General features: G+C 47.0%; 14 protein-coding genes. 9 read left to right on the plus strand and 5 right to left on the minus strand.

Features of this window, described 5'->3' with window-relative positions:
• The first annotated feature begins 10 nt into the window (after positions 1-10).
• The 5 genes from OM95_RS02675 to OM95_RS02695 are packed head-to-tail and all read left to right on the plus strand — an operon-like array spanning position 11 to position 7815.
• Complete coding sequence (locus OM95_RS02675; protein WP_291515477.1) at positions 11-1699, plus strand: IucA/IucC family protein; 1689 nt, start codon at positions 11-13, stop codon at positions 1697-1699.
• Positions 1696-2685 (plus strand): GNAT family N-acetyltransferase, encoded by a 990-nt coding sequence (locus OM95_RS02680; protein WP_041870020.1) that lies wholly within the window; start codon positions 1696-1698, stop codon positions 2683-2685. Before OM95_RS02675 ends, OM95_RS02680 begins: the two co-directional genes overlap by 4 nt.
• Complete coding sequence (locus OM95_RS02685; protein ID WP_041870021.1) at positions 2682-4430, plus strand: IucA/IucC family protein; 1749 nt, start codon at positions 2682-2684, stop codon at positions 4428-4430. The genes OM95_RS02680 and OM95_RS02685 overlap by 4 nt, the downstream gene beginning before the upstream one ends.
• On the plus strand, positions 4427-5698 hold the full coding sequence (locus OM95_RS02690; protein ID WP_041870023.1) for a SidA/IucD/PvdA family monooxygenase: 1272 nt from the start codon (positions 4427-4429) through the stop codon (positions 5696-5698). The genes OM95_RS02685 and OM95_RS02690 overlap by 4 nt, the downstream gene beginning before the upstream one ends.
• An 8-nt stretch (positions 5699-5706) precedes the next feature.
• Complete coding sequence (locus tag OM95_RS02695) at positions 5707-7815, plus strand: TonB-dependent receptor (RefSeq protein WP_041870025.1); 2109 nt, start codon at positions 5707-5709, stop codon at positions 7813-7815.
• Positions 7816-7841: 26 nt separating this feature from the next.
• Here the strand turns inward: OM95_RS02695 and gloB are convergent, their stop codons facing one another.
• Positions 7842-8600: a hydroxyacylglutathione hydrolase gene (gloB, locus tag OM95_RS02700; protein WP_291515478.1), complete on the minus strand. Its 759-nt coding sequence runs from the start codon at positions 8598-8600 to the stop codon at positions 7842-7844.
• A gap of 111 nt (positions 8601-8711) precedes the next feature.
• On the opposite strand from gloB, the gene OM95_RS02705 reads away from it, so the two are divergent.
• On the plus strand, positions 8712-9149 hold the full coding sequence (locus OM95_RS02705; protein WP_041870027.1) for a (2Fe-2S)-binding protein: 438 nt from the start codon (positions 8712-8714) through the stop codon (positions 9147-9149).
• Here OM95_RS02705 and OM95_RS02710 read toward each other — a convergent pair.
• Positions 9146-9403: a (2Fe-2S)-binding protein gene (locus OM95_RS02710; RefSeq protein ID WP_041870029.1), complete on the minus strand. Its 258-nt coding sequence runs from the start codon at positions 9401-9403 to the stop codon at positions 9146-9148. The genes OM95_RS02705 and OM95_RS02710 overlap by 4 nt on opposite strands.
• Positions 9404-9531: 128 nt before the next feature.
• On the opposite strand from OM95_RS02710, the gene greA reads away from it, so the two are divergent.
• The 3 genes from greA to OM95_RS02725 are packed head-to-tail and all read left to right on the plus strand — an operon-like array spanning position 9532 to position 12848.
• The gene (greA, locus tag OM95_RS02715; protein ID WP_041870031.1) at positions 9532-10020 is read left to right on the plus strand and encodes a transcription elongation factor GreA; all 489 of its coding nucleotides are present in this window, start codon (positions 9532-9534) and stop codon (positions 10018-10020) included.
• Between the two features lie 51 nt (positions 10021-10071).
• Positions 10072-12048 carry a hypothetical protein gene (locus OM95_RS02720; protein ID WP_291515479.1) on the plus strand — a complete coding sequence of 659 codons (1977 nt, stop codon included), beginning with the start codon at positions 10072-10074 and terminating at the stop codon, positions 12046-12048.
• The gene (locus OM95_RS02725; protein WP_041870032.1) at positions 12048-12848 is read left to right on the plus strand and encodes a glycerophosphodiester phosphodiesterase family protein; all 801 of its coding nucleotides are present in this window, start codon (positions 12048-12050) and stop codon (positions 12846-12848) included. Before OM95_RS02720 ends, OM95_RS02725 begins: the two co-directional genes overlap by 1 nt.
• Positions 12849-12868: 20 nt before the next feature.
• Here OM95_RS02725 and OM95_RS02730 read toward each other — a convergent pair whose 3' ends face one another.
• The 3 genes from OM95_RS02730 to OM95_RS02740 form a co-directional block, all read right to left on the minus strand.
• Positions 12869-13105 carry a twin-arginine translocase TatA/TatE family subunit gene (locus tag OM95_RS02730; RefSeq protein WP_041870034.1) on the minus strand — a complete coding sequence of 79 codons (237 nt, stop codon included), beginning with the start codon at positions 13103-13105 and terminating at the stop codon, positions 12869-12871.
• Positions 13106-13179: 74 nt separating this feature from the next.
• The gene (locus OM95_RS02735) at positions 13180-13656 is read right to left on the minus strand and encodes a hypothetical protein (protein ID WP_041870036.1); all 477 of its coding nucleotides are present in this window, start codon (positions 13654-13656) and stop codon (positions 13180-13182) included.
• A 135-nt stretch (positions 13657-13791) separates the two neighbouring features.
• Positions 13792-14016: hypothetical protein (locus tag OM95_RS02740; protein WP_041870038.1), on the minus strand; the 225-nt coding region annotated here is incomplete at its 5' end.

The following is a 14016-nucleotide window of genomic DNA, read 5'->3' on the forward strand; positions in this document are numbered from 1 at the left end:
GTCTTGTTTTTTGAATTCTTTATTTCGAGAATATCAAAACTACTCTTATCAAGAGATGTCCATCGCGGTAGAGGTGGGGGAAAGAGGGCGGCTTTTAATCCCACTCACTAAAAAATCTCTTCTGGGACGTCATGAATATCAGGGAAGCTTTTATTTACAAAATAACAACTCGTTAGAGTCCATAAACTTCGCTAAAGCGGTCGATCTGCTTTTAGATCTTTTATGCGGGCACTGGAATGAACCTCCCGAAAAGAAGGAAACCTTCCTGCGTCGTTTGCAAAACAGTCAGCAAAATATTGAGACCTCACTCCGACAGCGGTCTTCGGATATAACTGAACTTTACAGTCAGCCGGTGTCGTTCCTTCGGGCCGAGCAAGGCTTGATGATCGGTCATAACTTTCATCCTTATCCAAAAATGCGCGAAGGTTTTGATGATCAAGACTTTGCGCTTTATTCCCCCGAGATGGGCGGTTGTTTTGCTTTGCGCTGGTTCTTTGTAAAGCCTGAAGTTTTGCATTTGGAAAAAGCTTCGGCCTTTAAAATATCACAGTGGACTCAGGTTCTTTTTGAATCCGAAAAGGCCGGTGTCCTTCCTGCGGGAATGCTGCCGTTGCCGGTGCATCCCTGGCAGGCGCAACATCTTTTAAAAAACGCGGTGGTCCAGGATTACATCAGATCTGGCGCTTTGGTCGATGCAGGTCTTTCTTCGCAGGGCTCCTGGTATCCCACCTCGTCTTTGCGATCTGTTTACTCTGAAACAAGCCCCTATATGCTGAAGTTTTCTTTGACTGTGAAACTGACAAACTCCATTCGTCATCTGACGGATGTCGAGGTTGTGCGCGGACTGCAGGTTTATGATGTGATGAACACCGCGCAAGGGAAAAAGTTCCGCCAAGAAAACCCGCAGTTTGAAATCATCTTCGAACCGGCCTTTGCCGCCTTGAAGGACCCCAGTGGCGGGATCATTTCAGAAAGCATTGTCGTGTGTCGGGAAAATCCTTTTCTAAAAAACAGTGAGGTTTCCGAAAACATCGTCGTCGCCACCTTGGCGCAGGACAACCCTTTGGGTGGGGAAACGCTGCTTTGGCAACAAGTTGTAAAGCTTGCCACGGACGAGGGACTTTCTTTACCGGACGCCAGCACAAAGTGGTTCCGGGCGTATTTGCAGGTGGCGATGAAACCTTTTATCGTCGCGCAATCTGAATACGGTGTTCTTTTAGGAGCCCATCAACAGAATCTAATACTACAAATAGAAAAAGGCCTGCCGATAAAAGCTTTTTTCCGCGATTGTCAGGGAACGGGCTACAGCGAGCACGGCTATCAACTTTTCTGCCAGGACGTGGCTTCGTTGAATCGCGAAAATGGCAATATTCTCGATAACAAAGGAAATATTCTTTTCGCTTATTATCTTTTAATCAATTCCACTTGGAATGTCATTGCCGCGCTCGCACATCCCCAAGGACTTGGTGAAGCAGATCTTCTGCGAATGCTGAGCGAATTTCTGACGGGGATGAGTAACCCCTCTTTACCAGACTCAAGTTTCCTTGACTACGTTCTAAAGCAGCCGCGCATCTATCAAAAGGGAAACTTTATCTGCAGTTTGCAAAATTTGAATGAAAACACAGCGGCCAATCCTTTGGCCATTTACAATCTGATCGAAAATCCTCTTGCGACGATTTACAGGGAGTCTGTTCTATGAATTCCACAGTTTTATTTAATACCCAGGCTTGTGCTACGAAGGAAAACTTCCAGGTCTCTTTGGCTGGTTCGACAGGAACTATTACTAACGGGACTCAGAACTGGCATTTTCAGCTAGACGGATCAGAACAGTCCCAAGTTCTTTCCTGGGATGAAAACATTTCTTTGACCGGCTCTTTGGCGATTTTAGAAGCGCTTTTTGGTTTAAATCCCGGATGGCAGAAGATTTCGCTTTCTGAAAAACATCCCGAGTTAGAACAGCTTCTGGGACTGACGGCAGAACCCATCACGGTTCAGCGCACGGACTTCTTTCAACTGCGTCCTTTGTGGGTGCATAACGGAATGCAGGGCGTGACTCCGGAAAAATGGATGCAAACAAAAGAAGTGTCGCACCCGGTACGTCCCGTTGTACAAGAAGGACAAACGCTTTATCAAAGATACATCCCGGGTCTTGATAAAGTTTTGCGCTTCCGTGTCGCTGATATAGCAAAGGATCTGGATATTTTTCACGAGTGGCATCATCAGCCTCGCGTTCTGAAATTTTGGGAATTGGACAAACCCAAAGAAGAGTTGCGTGATTATCTGCAAAAAGGCTTGCAGGATTCGCATCAGTTTCCGGTGATTTTAGAATTTGATGAAACTCCGATTGGCTATTTTGAGATGTATTGGACGAAGGAAGATCGTCTGGGACCGTATTACGAAGCAGAGGCCTTTGACCGCGGCTTTCACTTCTTAATCGGGAACATCGATGTCTTAGGATTTAAAAACACCGACGCTATTCTGAAAGCAGTCTGTCACTATATTTTTCTTGAAGAGCCTCGCACACGAAGAATCATGGCCGAACCGCGCTCTGATAACACGAACGTTCTAAAATATTTAGAGACATTCAAAGCCTGGAGCAAACTGAAAGAATTTGATTTTCCTCACAAACGTGCGGCCTTGTTAGAATGTAAACGCGAAGCTTTCTTTGGGAATAACTATCTATGATTTCTTTGACCGACTGGAACACAATTAATTCGCGAATGATTGCAAAAAGTCTGCAGGAACTGACCTATGAGCAGGTTCTGAATCCGCGGGCATTGGATAAGCGTGATGAAACCACGGTCGGTGCCTATGAATTGAAACTGTCATCGGGTGTGCACTATAGTTTTACCGCCTGGCGCGGTGTCTGGACGGATCTGAAGGTGCAGGCGTCCTCGATTTTGCGCAACGGACAAAGAGTCCCAGACGCGGGTCAGTTTTTTATCGATATACAAAAAGAAACCGGAATGGACGATATCATCCTGGCTAACTTTTTGGAGGAAATGCATAACACACTTTATGCGGATCTCAATATTTTGCAGAGAAGTCGTCATTTCACGTCCCACCAATTGACCTCTATGAACGGCGAAGAGCTGCAAAGTTTTCTTCAGGGACACCCCAAAATTCTTCTGAATAAAGGGCGCATGGGATGGAGTGCCGCAGATCAAGAGCTTTATGGACCGGAGTTTAAAAAGCCGATCCAGTTCATCTGGCTGGCGGTTGATCGTACTCTGTGCCTGGCGGGATTGGATGAAGACCTTCAGCAAGAAGACCTTCTTAAAGAGTGCATGCAGAACCTGTCGGACTTCAAAAAAGAGCTTGCGAAAAAGTCTGTAGATGAAGCGAAATATTTTTTCCTGCCGGTTCATCCTTGGCAGTGGGAACGTTACATAAAAATTCAATTCGCCTCATTTCTTCACTCAGGTCATATTCAGTGTCTGGGATTTTGGGGTGATCACTACGTGCCACAAATCAGCCTGCGCACGTTCTCTAACATTTCTCGTCCCGAAAAGCTGGATGTAAAGCTTCCGATTACAATTCTCAATACGTCGGCCATTCGCGGAATTCCGGGAAAATATATGCGACAAGGTCCTGCCTTAAGTCGCGCGCTGACGAAACTCTGTCGTGACGACGAGCAATTGGCTTCCGTGTGCGTTCTAGAAGAAAAAGCAGGTCTTTCGGTCACGCATCCTCTTTATCAGAAAGTATCCGCGGCACCTTATCGGTACCACGAATTTTTAGGTGTGCTTTGGCGACAAAGTTCGGCGTTTCACCTGCGTCACGATGAAAAAGCCATTTTAGCTGGCAGTTTGTTTCATGTTGATGAGAACGGGCAGTCATTAATGGGTGCCTATGTGCAGAGTTCCGGTTTAAGCATGAGCGAGTGGCTGACCTGCTACTTTAAGAACATCGTCATTCCTCTTTACCACCTGCAAGTTCGCTACGGTGTTGGGCTTGTAGCTCACGGTCAAAACGTGGTTGTGCGCTTGAAAAATCACACGCCCACGGGAATTTTCTTAAAGGACTTTCAAGGGGATCTTAGACTCAGTCAGGATTCCAAAGTTCTTTCAGAATTTGATCTTACGCGATTACCGAAACATTATTTGATTCATGATCTTTTGACTGGTCATTTAGTCACGGTTTTACGATTTATCTCAGAAACCTTGCAAGAGTGCGATATGTACCCGGAAGACGAGTTTTACGCCCTGTTGGGTCAGTGTCTGCAAAAGTATGGGCAAGACAATGCGGCACTGACGAATGCTCCAGATTTTCAAAGTATTGATCTGTTACAAGAAAAATTCCACCGCGTGTTGGTGAACAAGGTGCGATTTAAGATTGGGTATGCAGATTCGGCAGAGCGACCGTTGCCTATCTTGGGCGATGACTTGATAAATCCTATTGCCCGGTCTTTGAAAAAGGTGAGTGTATGAATAAACATTATGACTTAATTGGTCTGGGTATCGGACTTTTCAATCTGAGCGTCGCGGCCCTTTTGCACAAGACCGAGGGAATTAAATTCGCCTTCTTTGATCGCAAACACCGCTTTGACTGGCACTCGGAAATCATGTTTGCCGATTCAGAAATGCAAACATCTTATTTGAAAGATCTGGTGACCGGGGCCGATCCGACCAATCCGTTTTCCTTTATGAACTATTTGGTGCAAAACGGTCTGTACTATTCCTTTATCAATACGAACCGCAAGGCCATCACACGGCGCGAATTTGAGATGTACTGTCAGTGGGCCAGTGAAAGAATGCCAGAGCATTTACACTTCAATAGCGAAATTCAATCCGTGCGCTATGACGGGGAAAAATTCATTTTACAAATCAATGGGGATACCTACACCGCCAATCATATCTGTATTGGCACGGGCCTAGCGCCGCACCTGCCGGATTTTGCCAAAGAGTTTGAGGGGCCCGAAGTGTTCCACGCCAAGTCCAGCTACCTTAAAGTTTTGGATGCCACTAACAAAGATGTTGTGGTGGTCGGTGGCGGACAGACGGGGCTTGAGGTTTTTCGCAACTGCCTGCAGGGAAAATGGGGTTCGCCGAAAAGTCTTAAGCTGATTGCCAGTCGCCCCAATCTTGAGCCCTTGGATAATTCACCTTTTGTGAATGAATACTTTGCGCCGTCTTATGTGCGGGACTTCTTACAACTGGATCAGTCCTTGAAAGATCCCATCGTAAAACATCAAAAGCTTGCCAGCGATGGCAATACACCAGAGTACCTCGAGACATTATATCGCGATCTTTATCAGTTAAAGCATGTCTGGAAAGACCCTCGTGAAATTCAGATTCTTCCGTATCGTCGGGTGACAGGTCTGCAAAAGTGGGCGGATCGTTTTAAATTGACCATTAAGAACGGCTTCAATCAAACGGAAGAGACAACGGGTGCCGATACGGTCATTTTAAGCACAGGGTTCCGAGTGAATATTCCCCCCATCATTGAACCTTTGCATGACCTGATTCATTTTGATCAGGACGGTCGCTTTCAGATGAATGAAAACTTCCAAATTTCTTGGCAAGGGTCTCAGAAAAATAAGATCTACGCTTTGAATTTCAGTCGTCACGGTCATGGCATCTCTGAGCCGCAGACCAGTTTGATGGCGTGGCGGTCCGCGAAGATCATTAACGACTTAATGCAAAAAGAAGTTTTTCCCATTCATCGAGCGGTTCCTAATTTTACGACTTACATTTAGGTGAACATATGAAGAGCATTGTATTTATATTGCTATTAATTCCAACTGTGGGCCGGGCTCAAGAAGAGTCTCAGCCAAGCCAGATTGAAAGTATCCAAGTTCAAGGTCATAAGGAAAACAAGACTTATCAGGAAAGCGCTGAAAGTATTTCCGTTCTGAAAAGCAATGAAGTCGATGCCCCGGTGCAAAAGGAATCCTTGCAGGTCATCAATGCTTCTCCGAATGTCACGGTGAACAAGAATGATGATAGCTTCAGTATTCGTGGTATTAACAATACCGGTGTGACGGGGTTTCAGAAGGATAATTTGTCTTCGGTCCTGATCGACAACGTGTTTCAGACCGACTTGGCCATCAAAGCCGGAAGCTTTGAATTGTGGGACACCGACCAGTTGGAACTTTACCGGGGACCACAGTCTACGACTCAGGGAGTGAACTCTTTGGCCGGAAGTATTTTGTTGTTTCATAATAAGCCCACGGCAGACAATGAAGTGATGGGACGTTTGGGATACGGCAGCTACAATCGTTTGAATCTTTCTCTTTTGGGAAATACTGCGTGGCTTGAAGGCGCTCTGAAAGGTCGGATTTCATACAATCATGATCAAGACGATGGATTTATCAAGAATCTTGCGACCAATAATTCCAAGTGGGGGAAGAAATCCAAAAAGGCGCTGACGCTGGATCTGGTTTACGATCTGAATGCCACGGACTTTTTGCGTTGGAATAGTAAACTTTTTCAGAATGAAACCGGGGGAAACTATGTGCAAAGTTCCAACCCCTTTGACTATGAAGTCGATGAAGACGTGGATTCTGACAGCAAGACCACCAATCAGCAGACCTCGTTAACATATTCAAAACAAATCAACGAGTCTTGGCGTAATGAGGCGGTGGTGGCTTTTTCTTTGGCCCACAACGATGAAACCAGTGATGCCGATGGAACTCGCAACCCCACAGCCGGAGTCAGAACCGAAGAGCACCAAGACCGTTTCGTGAGTTTTGAAAACTTACTGAAATACCAAAGCGGCTCGGTGAAAAATGTTCTGGGCTTCCACGCTCATGATTATTATCTGAACGACCGGGCTCATTTTAATATTCTTTATCCGGTTTCTGCGGGCGTTTACACGCCCGTTGACTCGACTCAGGAAACGGAAAAGTATCGCACGGTTTTCGCCTTGTTCGATTCCTATCTTTGGAAGTTCACTTCCACCCAATCCTTAAATCTGGGATTGCGCTACGAGTATGTTAAAAATAAGTATGGCGCGACAGTCACAGCGAAACGAACCCAGAATCTGGGCGGTGGAGTCAACGCCGCTATCGATAACTACTTAAACAGCGTATCGGGAAGTTACGAAGACACGAACGACAATTCGATCCTGCTGCCCAAAGCCGCTTACACCGTGACCAACGGCGCCCATAGCTACAGCGGCTCTTATTCCGAGGGCTATCGCACGGGAGGCTTAAGCATCAATCGCAAGCGCGCCAAAGTCGACTCGTATGACCCGGAAAAAACCAGCAACTATGAGCTGTCTTACAAGTGGAGTGAGTCATTTGGTACCTTAAGTTCGAACGTGTTTTATACAGACTGGAAGGATCAACAGGTTCAGATCCAGCTTTCAAATGATATTTTCGACACCCAGGTTGTGAATGCCGCATCCTCGGAAGTGTATGGCGCAGAAGTGGAACTGCAGATGCAGCCCGTGTCTCGCCATCAGTTCACGGTGGGTGCTGGATATGTGAAGACGCGCTTTAAAGACTTCGTCAGTGGAAGTAAAGATTATTCTGGAAATGAATTTCCCTTTGCGCCCAATTGGACGGGGAAGATTCATTACCTCTATCACGTAAATTCCGAGTGGACGGCCACTAGCACCGTTCGCTATTTGGGAACCTCTTATGGGAATGCCGAAAATACGCTGGATTCCCCTGAGCAATTCTATTGGGATGCGTCTGTTCAATACGCTATGAATGCCTGGAATATGGGAATAGATTTTTATGTCCGAAATCTTCTGAATTCTCAGTACGTGATTTATGATCGAACTTCTTCGATTGGTGGGCAGACGGTGAACTATAAGCAGGTGAATTCGCCTCAAGAACTCGGGGTGACGCTTTCTTGGTATCTCTAGGAACTGGGGCTGGTTCGGCAGGACCTTTATTGTTTATTGCGCAGGTCACGCAGATAGGCAAACTGTTGCACACTCCGAGCCAGCAAAAATGGATTCACTTTTTTCTCGATGAAAAGTTTTAAGGGAACGCTGGGTAAATCCAGACCTCGTCGGTTGGTCAGTTCGTTCTCATACATTTCCAAATCCTCGTCGTCGCCCGTGATCGGCGAGTCGTCGAGGCTCGACAGCATTTTACAGAATTGCAGGTTGGCTTCGGTGTATTCATGCGTGCAATAAATCAGCGTTTCTTCCGGCAAGGCTTTGATGCGTTGAAGGCTGCCGTACATCTGATCGTAAGTGCCCTCAAACAATCGGCCACAACCTAAGCCAAAAACAACATCGCCCGAAAAAAGCCATTTTTTCTCGGCACACCAGTAGGCCACGTGTCCCAGAGTGTGACCGGGCAATTCAAAGACCGAGAAGGAAAATCTGCCCACGTTAAGGGTGTCGCCTTCCTGCACGTAAGTTGTCGCATAAGGAATTTGATTTTTATTTTTAAGTGGGGCAAAGATCGGCGCATTGAAAGATCTTGCGACAGCTTTAACGCCGCCTACATGATCGTTGTGATGATGGGTTAATAGAACACCGCTGAGTTGTATGTTGCGGTCCTTTAAAAATCGCAGCACGGGTTCCGCATCGCCAGGATCGACCACCACGGCTTGGCCCTGGTCTTCGTCAATCAGGACAAAGACGTAGTTATCTTCGAAAATAGGGACGAGTTCGACTCGCAAGAGGCCCGAATTCATGCCTTTTATTGTCCATTTTATTTAAAAGGACTTCAAGACCTAGGTGAGATTGATTAATAACAATAACTGGCCTTGGAGGTCGCCGCACTTCCCACTAAAATAAGGCTTCCTATGAAAATAAAAGTAGAACTCGAAGGCCGAGACTTAATTGAAGTGGACTGTGAAGGTGAAGATCTTCAACATCCGGGAACTGTGAAAAAAGTTTCAATTCTGGGCTGTGCGGAATTCATGGGAATGATGCAGACGATGCGCCGTCATTTTGGCAATGATCTTAGCAAGTGGCCGCTCCCGGAAGGACATGATCATTCCAGTCTTTTACTAAAAGAAATGATTCTTAAATTACGGGGAGAATGGCATTTTCCCTATGCAGACGAAGAACTATGTCACTGCCGTAGCGTGCCGGCGCATACCGTGGATCAGGCCGTTGTTGCGGGCGCACACACTCCTGAAGTCGTCACTCGGCAAACTGCCGCAAGTTCGAATTGTGGAACCTGCCGTCCTGATGTGCAAAAAATAATCGACTATCGTTTGGGAAAAAAGACAGCTTAGTCTTTTTTCGGGCCAGGAATTTTTCCGGAAAGATCCTCAGTTATTTTATCGGGGAAAGTACCGGTTTTTAAATAATGCTCTAAAAGAGGGCCTAGTTTGCGACGGCAGGATCCGCCACAAGGGCCGACACCCGCCGAGGTGGAGTCAAAGATGTCATTCAAAGTATGCGCCCCATTGCGGATGGCTTCCTCAATGGTTTCCCGGCTGATATTGTTGCAGCGACAGATGATTTCGCTTTTCTTTTTAGCGCCCATCTCACGATTGTAATGCCGCGCAATGCAAAAAGGTACGGTCTGCTGGTCATAAGTGCAGTGCGTTATATTACATTGATAAGTCCAGGAGAATCCTGTAAAACAAGTGTCCTTCTAACAACGGAGAAGAAATGGCCACTAATACAACTGATAAACTTCCCATGACTATTCGCGGAAAAGCGATGCTTGAGGCCGAACTCAAGAAACTTCTGTTGGAAGAAAGACCCTCTGTAATTCGCGCTATCGAAGAGGCTCGTGCTCAAGGGGACATCTCTGAGAACGCGGAATACGAATCTGCCAAAGAGCGCCAAGCTATGATCGAAGGCCGTATTGCTGAAATCCAAGGCAAATTGGCGGGTGCGGAAGTCATTGATACGTCGCTCATCAAAGCAGACCGCATTGTCTTCGGTGCTGTTGTTGAGATCGTGGACACTGAGTCTGAAGAAAAATTCACCTACCAAATCGTAGGTGTGGACGAATCTGATGTCAAAGCAGGTTTGATCTCTATTCTTTCACCTTTGGCTCGCGCCCTTATCGGCAAACGCGTGGGTGACACGGTGACAGTACAAAGCCCTAAGGGCGATAAGGAATTCGAAGTCCTTAAGTTCCATTATAAGTAATTTTTTTTGAAAAGACATTGTCGGTCCATGGCCTCCAAGAGACAATAGGTCATGGACTCGCGCAAAAGCTCTTACGCTCGCTCAAATTCAGACAAACATCTTATTGCAGAACAACCTGGAATGGCGATTCTCGTCTCGGGTTTTCTATTGGCGTTTTTTATCGGTTATACGACGAAATCGCTGCTGTCTCCTGCTCGAGTCGCGGCGCGAATTGAGAAGGCGGCCAGTCACATCCACAAGGATGTCAAAGTCAGTTTTAATTCCGCACATTTCAGTCTGTCCGATGGCGTTCTTCCGCGTATTGCCGTGGTGATCACGGGGGTGCGCATGGAATCGACAAAAGAGTGCTGGGGAGCCCCGCTTTTGGAAGTCGATGAATTGCGTCTGCCATTTTCCTTCCTCAATGTCCTTCGTGGGCGAGGACCGGTAAGAAATATCGAAGCGAATTTGGTGCAATTAAGTGTGCGAGGAAATATTAAAGACTGTGCGAATGAAAACTCGGAACCGTCGTCAGCGGGAGGTTCAGAGGAGCCAGCGCCCCTGGTGACACTGACACCGTCAGAGCCCTCCAATAAATATCGCAATGACGTCACCGGCGTATATATTCAGAAATTGCGCATCACCTCAGAAAAGTATCCGCAGTATTTCTCTGAGCTTTTAAACTTCGCGGTCAAAGTGAAGTCCTTCGAACCGCGCGTGATCGAACTGACCGCTAAAAGTCATCTTTTAAAAGATGAGCAGGTGGGGGATTATCTTTCGCACGCCAATCTTTACATGCAGTACAAGGAAAGTCCTGAGCCCGTCGTACAGACTCATTTTTTTGGCAATTGGCGTGAAGGTCATTACAGTCTGATTGCCAATTACACTTTGGATGACCGCATGTTGGCGGTGGAATCGGATCTTAAACACATTCCCCTGAGTCAGATTCTCGGGATTCTGCAAAAGTACAACCTCGCTTCGAAAGATCTTAACGGACGGCAAGTCTGGATTTCTTCAAAAGCGCGTATGGTCGGGGCTGTCGACAACTTGTATAAGATCCCCCTCGAGGTTCGTGATCTTCGTTTGGAAGGAGATCTTGGCGAAATGCGTGTTGATAAAATTGATATCACCGCCCTTGAACCCTTAAAGTATTCCCCCATTATGGTCGACGTGAAACGTCTGGATGTCGCGAAACTTCTGGTTTTGTTGAACCGTCCTAAAGACACCAGTGTGCTTGGGGAACTGGGCAGCTTCACGGGGCGAGCGGAAATTCAATCTGATCGTAAAATGAAGATGTCCGGCGAACACCGCGGGTTGGAGTTTGTTTTTTCTAATAAAGGTCAGCGTGTCACTCAAGTCATCGAAAACATGGTCGGGGATATCACGCTGGACGGTGATCTTTGGAATTTCCAAGTGAAACGAGTTGAGCCCCGAGGCGGCGTTTTTATCGGCGACATTAAGGTCAAGGCCGACCGCGATTTCCGTCAGGTCGAGATCAAAGCGGGTGTTGATGAAATTTCCTTTGCGGCGCCCGTTCAGAACCTAATGACGAATGGCGGAGACATCGGGCTGATCAGTATTGATGGGGATATTCGTCTGAAGGAAGGACAACTGGATTATCTGAAGGGCCTTGTTCGTGTTGAAGCCATGAATGTGGAAGGCATGCAGTTTAATAAAACTAAGGCCTCTTTGGATTGGGCGCGGGGCGAAGTTCTGCTGAATGCCCAAGTTCGGTCTTTGAAAATGAACGATGCCTCTGCGGGAGCGCCGATCTTTAAACAGGTGACGGAAGCTTCCTGGTGGAACCAAAACTCTTTGAATATGTCCAGTCTGACGGGACAGTTTCAGTTCAAGAATTTGAAAAATCTTGAGTGGAAGAACTTCCAGGCACAAGTTGGAAAAAACGGGCGGTTATTGACCGACGGCTCTTGGGATGAGCAGGGACGGCTGAAGGGACAGGTGCACACGCGCGACGGTAAAAATCATCGTCGTTGGGTCATCGAGGGAACTCGTGAGGCTCCAGCGTTCAGTGAAGATAAGAGGAAGTGATGGTTCTATTTTTTCTTGTCGCGGCGGTGCTGGCTTTTGTTGTGTATAAGCATTTTACTTGGCAGGCCCAGCCGTGGCCCGCAGAGGCGCTTCATCCTCCAGCCTATCAGGGACATCGTGGTTATTGGCAGGGCGGAGCTCAGGAGAACACCCTGTCCTCTTTCGCCGCGGCGAAGACGCGTGGTCTTGCGATGATCGAACTTGATGTTCGTCTTTCCGGTGACGGTATACCCGTGGTTTTCCATGATACGGATTTGAAGCGACTGAGAGGTCTTGAAAAATCAGTTCTGGATATGACGGCCGCCGAGTTGCGAATGCTGGTCGAAGCACCCTCTTTGGAAGAAGTTCTTCAATCTAAATTGGTTCCTGAATTGATTAATATTGAGTTGAAAACATCCGCGGTGTGGGATGGTGTTTTGGAACGTGCGGTGGCCGCTCTTGTGAAAAAACACGGCAAAGAAAAGCAGGTGTTGTTTTCAAGTTTCAATCCCTTATCTGTATGGCGATTAAGTCGTCTTTTACCGCAAGTTCCCCGCGCCCTTTTGGCAACGAAAGAAGATGAGCCCGACAATAAGATTTATCTGAAGCATCTTTGGCTTGCGCCCTACGTGCGTGTGCATGCTTTGCATTTGGATCATCACTACGTGACAGTGGAAGACGTAAAGGCCTGGAGGAAACGCCAAGTGCCTGTGGCATTATGGACGGTCAATGAAAAAGAGAAAGCTGAGGCCTATTTGCGGGCCGGGGCTTTAAGTATTATTTCAGACACTCTTGGCGAGAAGTCTTCCGCCGCGACGTAAGACTTCTCTTGGTCGCAGTATTAAGAGTTTTGAGCTTCCGTCTGCTTTTGTGTTTGTGTCGTTTGTTGGGCAGAATGATTCACCTGTTTATGGTCGTGAATATCCTTAGGGTCCACGTCAATTTCGTTCAAACCCTGTTTGAAACCACGGATGGCTTTACCCAAACCCTGTCCTAATTGTGGTAGACGGCTTGGTCCAAAGAAAATCAAACCAAGAATTGCAAGAAGAAGAATGTGCGTAAGGCTAAACTCACCCATGGGGCCTCCCAGAAATTTCTTTAAGAATACTCTTCTTAGACCTGTCTGGGAGGAAAATCAACGAGAACGGAAGGTTATTCCACCGGCATTTCAACGATTTCTACCTGATCGGCGTCAGAGGCTTCCTGCTCCAAAGCATTAGAAGCGTCCTCAGATCCCATGGTAACGACTTTAGTGCCTTCAGAGACTGTCTGTACAGGGGTTGCTTCGCGAGCCGCCGGAGCCTTGCCAGGAAGCTGCTTGGCTATCCCTTTAACAGGGCGTGCCGCCTGGACCTCCTGGACGGTAGGGGAGGAAGTCTTCGCGGACTTCTTGCCACCCATCTTTTTCAACTCTTTATCATATTTAGCTTTCAGCTCGGAAAGCTCCTTCTGATAGCTTTTTCGGATTTCTTCAACCTGATTGTTGCGTGCTTCGGTGATGCAAGAAGAATAAGTCTGCATCGCGATTTCCTTGGCCTGCGCCCGGCAAGTCAGCTCCGCCGAAGATTGTTGGGTGAAAGCATTGGCACCGAAAAGTATTGTCGCAAAAAATGAAAGAACTGTTTTCATAAAATCCCCATTTCAACAGGGACCTTATTCCAAGATCCGTGCCGTCCCAAGCCCCTTCTGGGCGACTTTAGGGGCGGCTCGGTCTGTGCTTTTTACATTGCTGTACAGACAATTGGCGGCCAATGCTTTGGGTTCCTATTTGGCCTTAAGAAGCTCTTTAACGAACGCCTTGCCACTATCGTTTGTTGAGTAGTTGTGAATCACATAACCACTATGCAAAAGTGATTTATAAACAGAGGCAAACTGATCCACTGGAAGAAACTCACGATAGTAGCGGACATCCGTGTAGGCATAAATTCGCAAAACACCTTTTTTATCTTTTTCAAATACAAAAATAGAAAACTTGAAAGTTCCGGGGTC

The organism is Bdellovibrio sp. ArHS, assembly GCF_000786105.1.
In the GTDB taxonomy this organism is placed as follows: Bacteria; Bdellovibrionota; Bdellovibrionia; order Bdellovibrionales; family Bdellovibrionaceae; genus Bdellovibrio.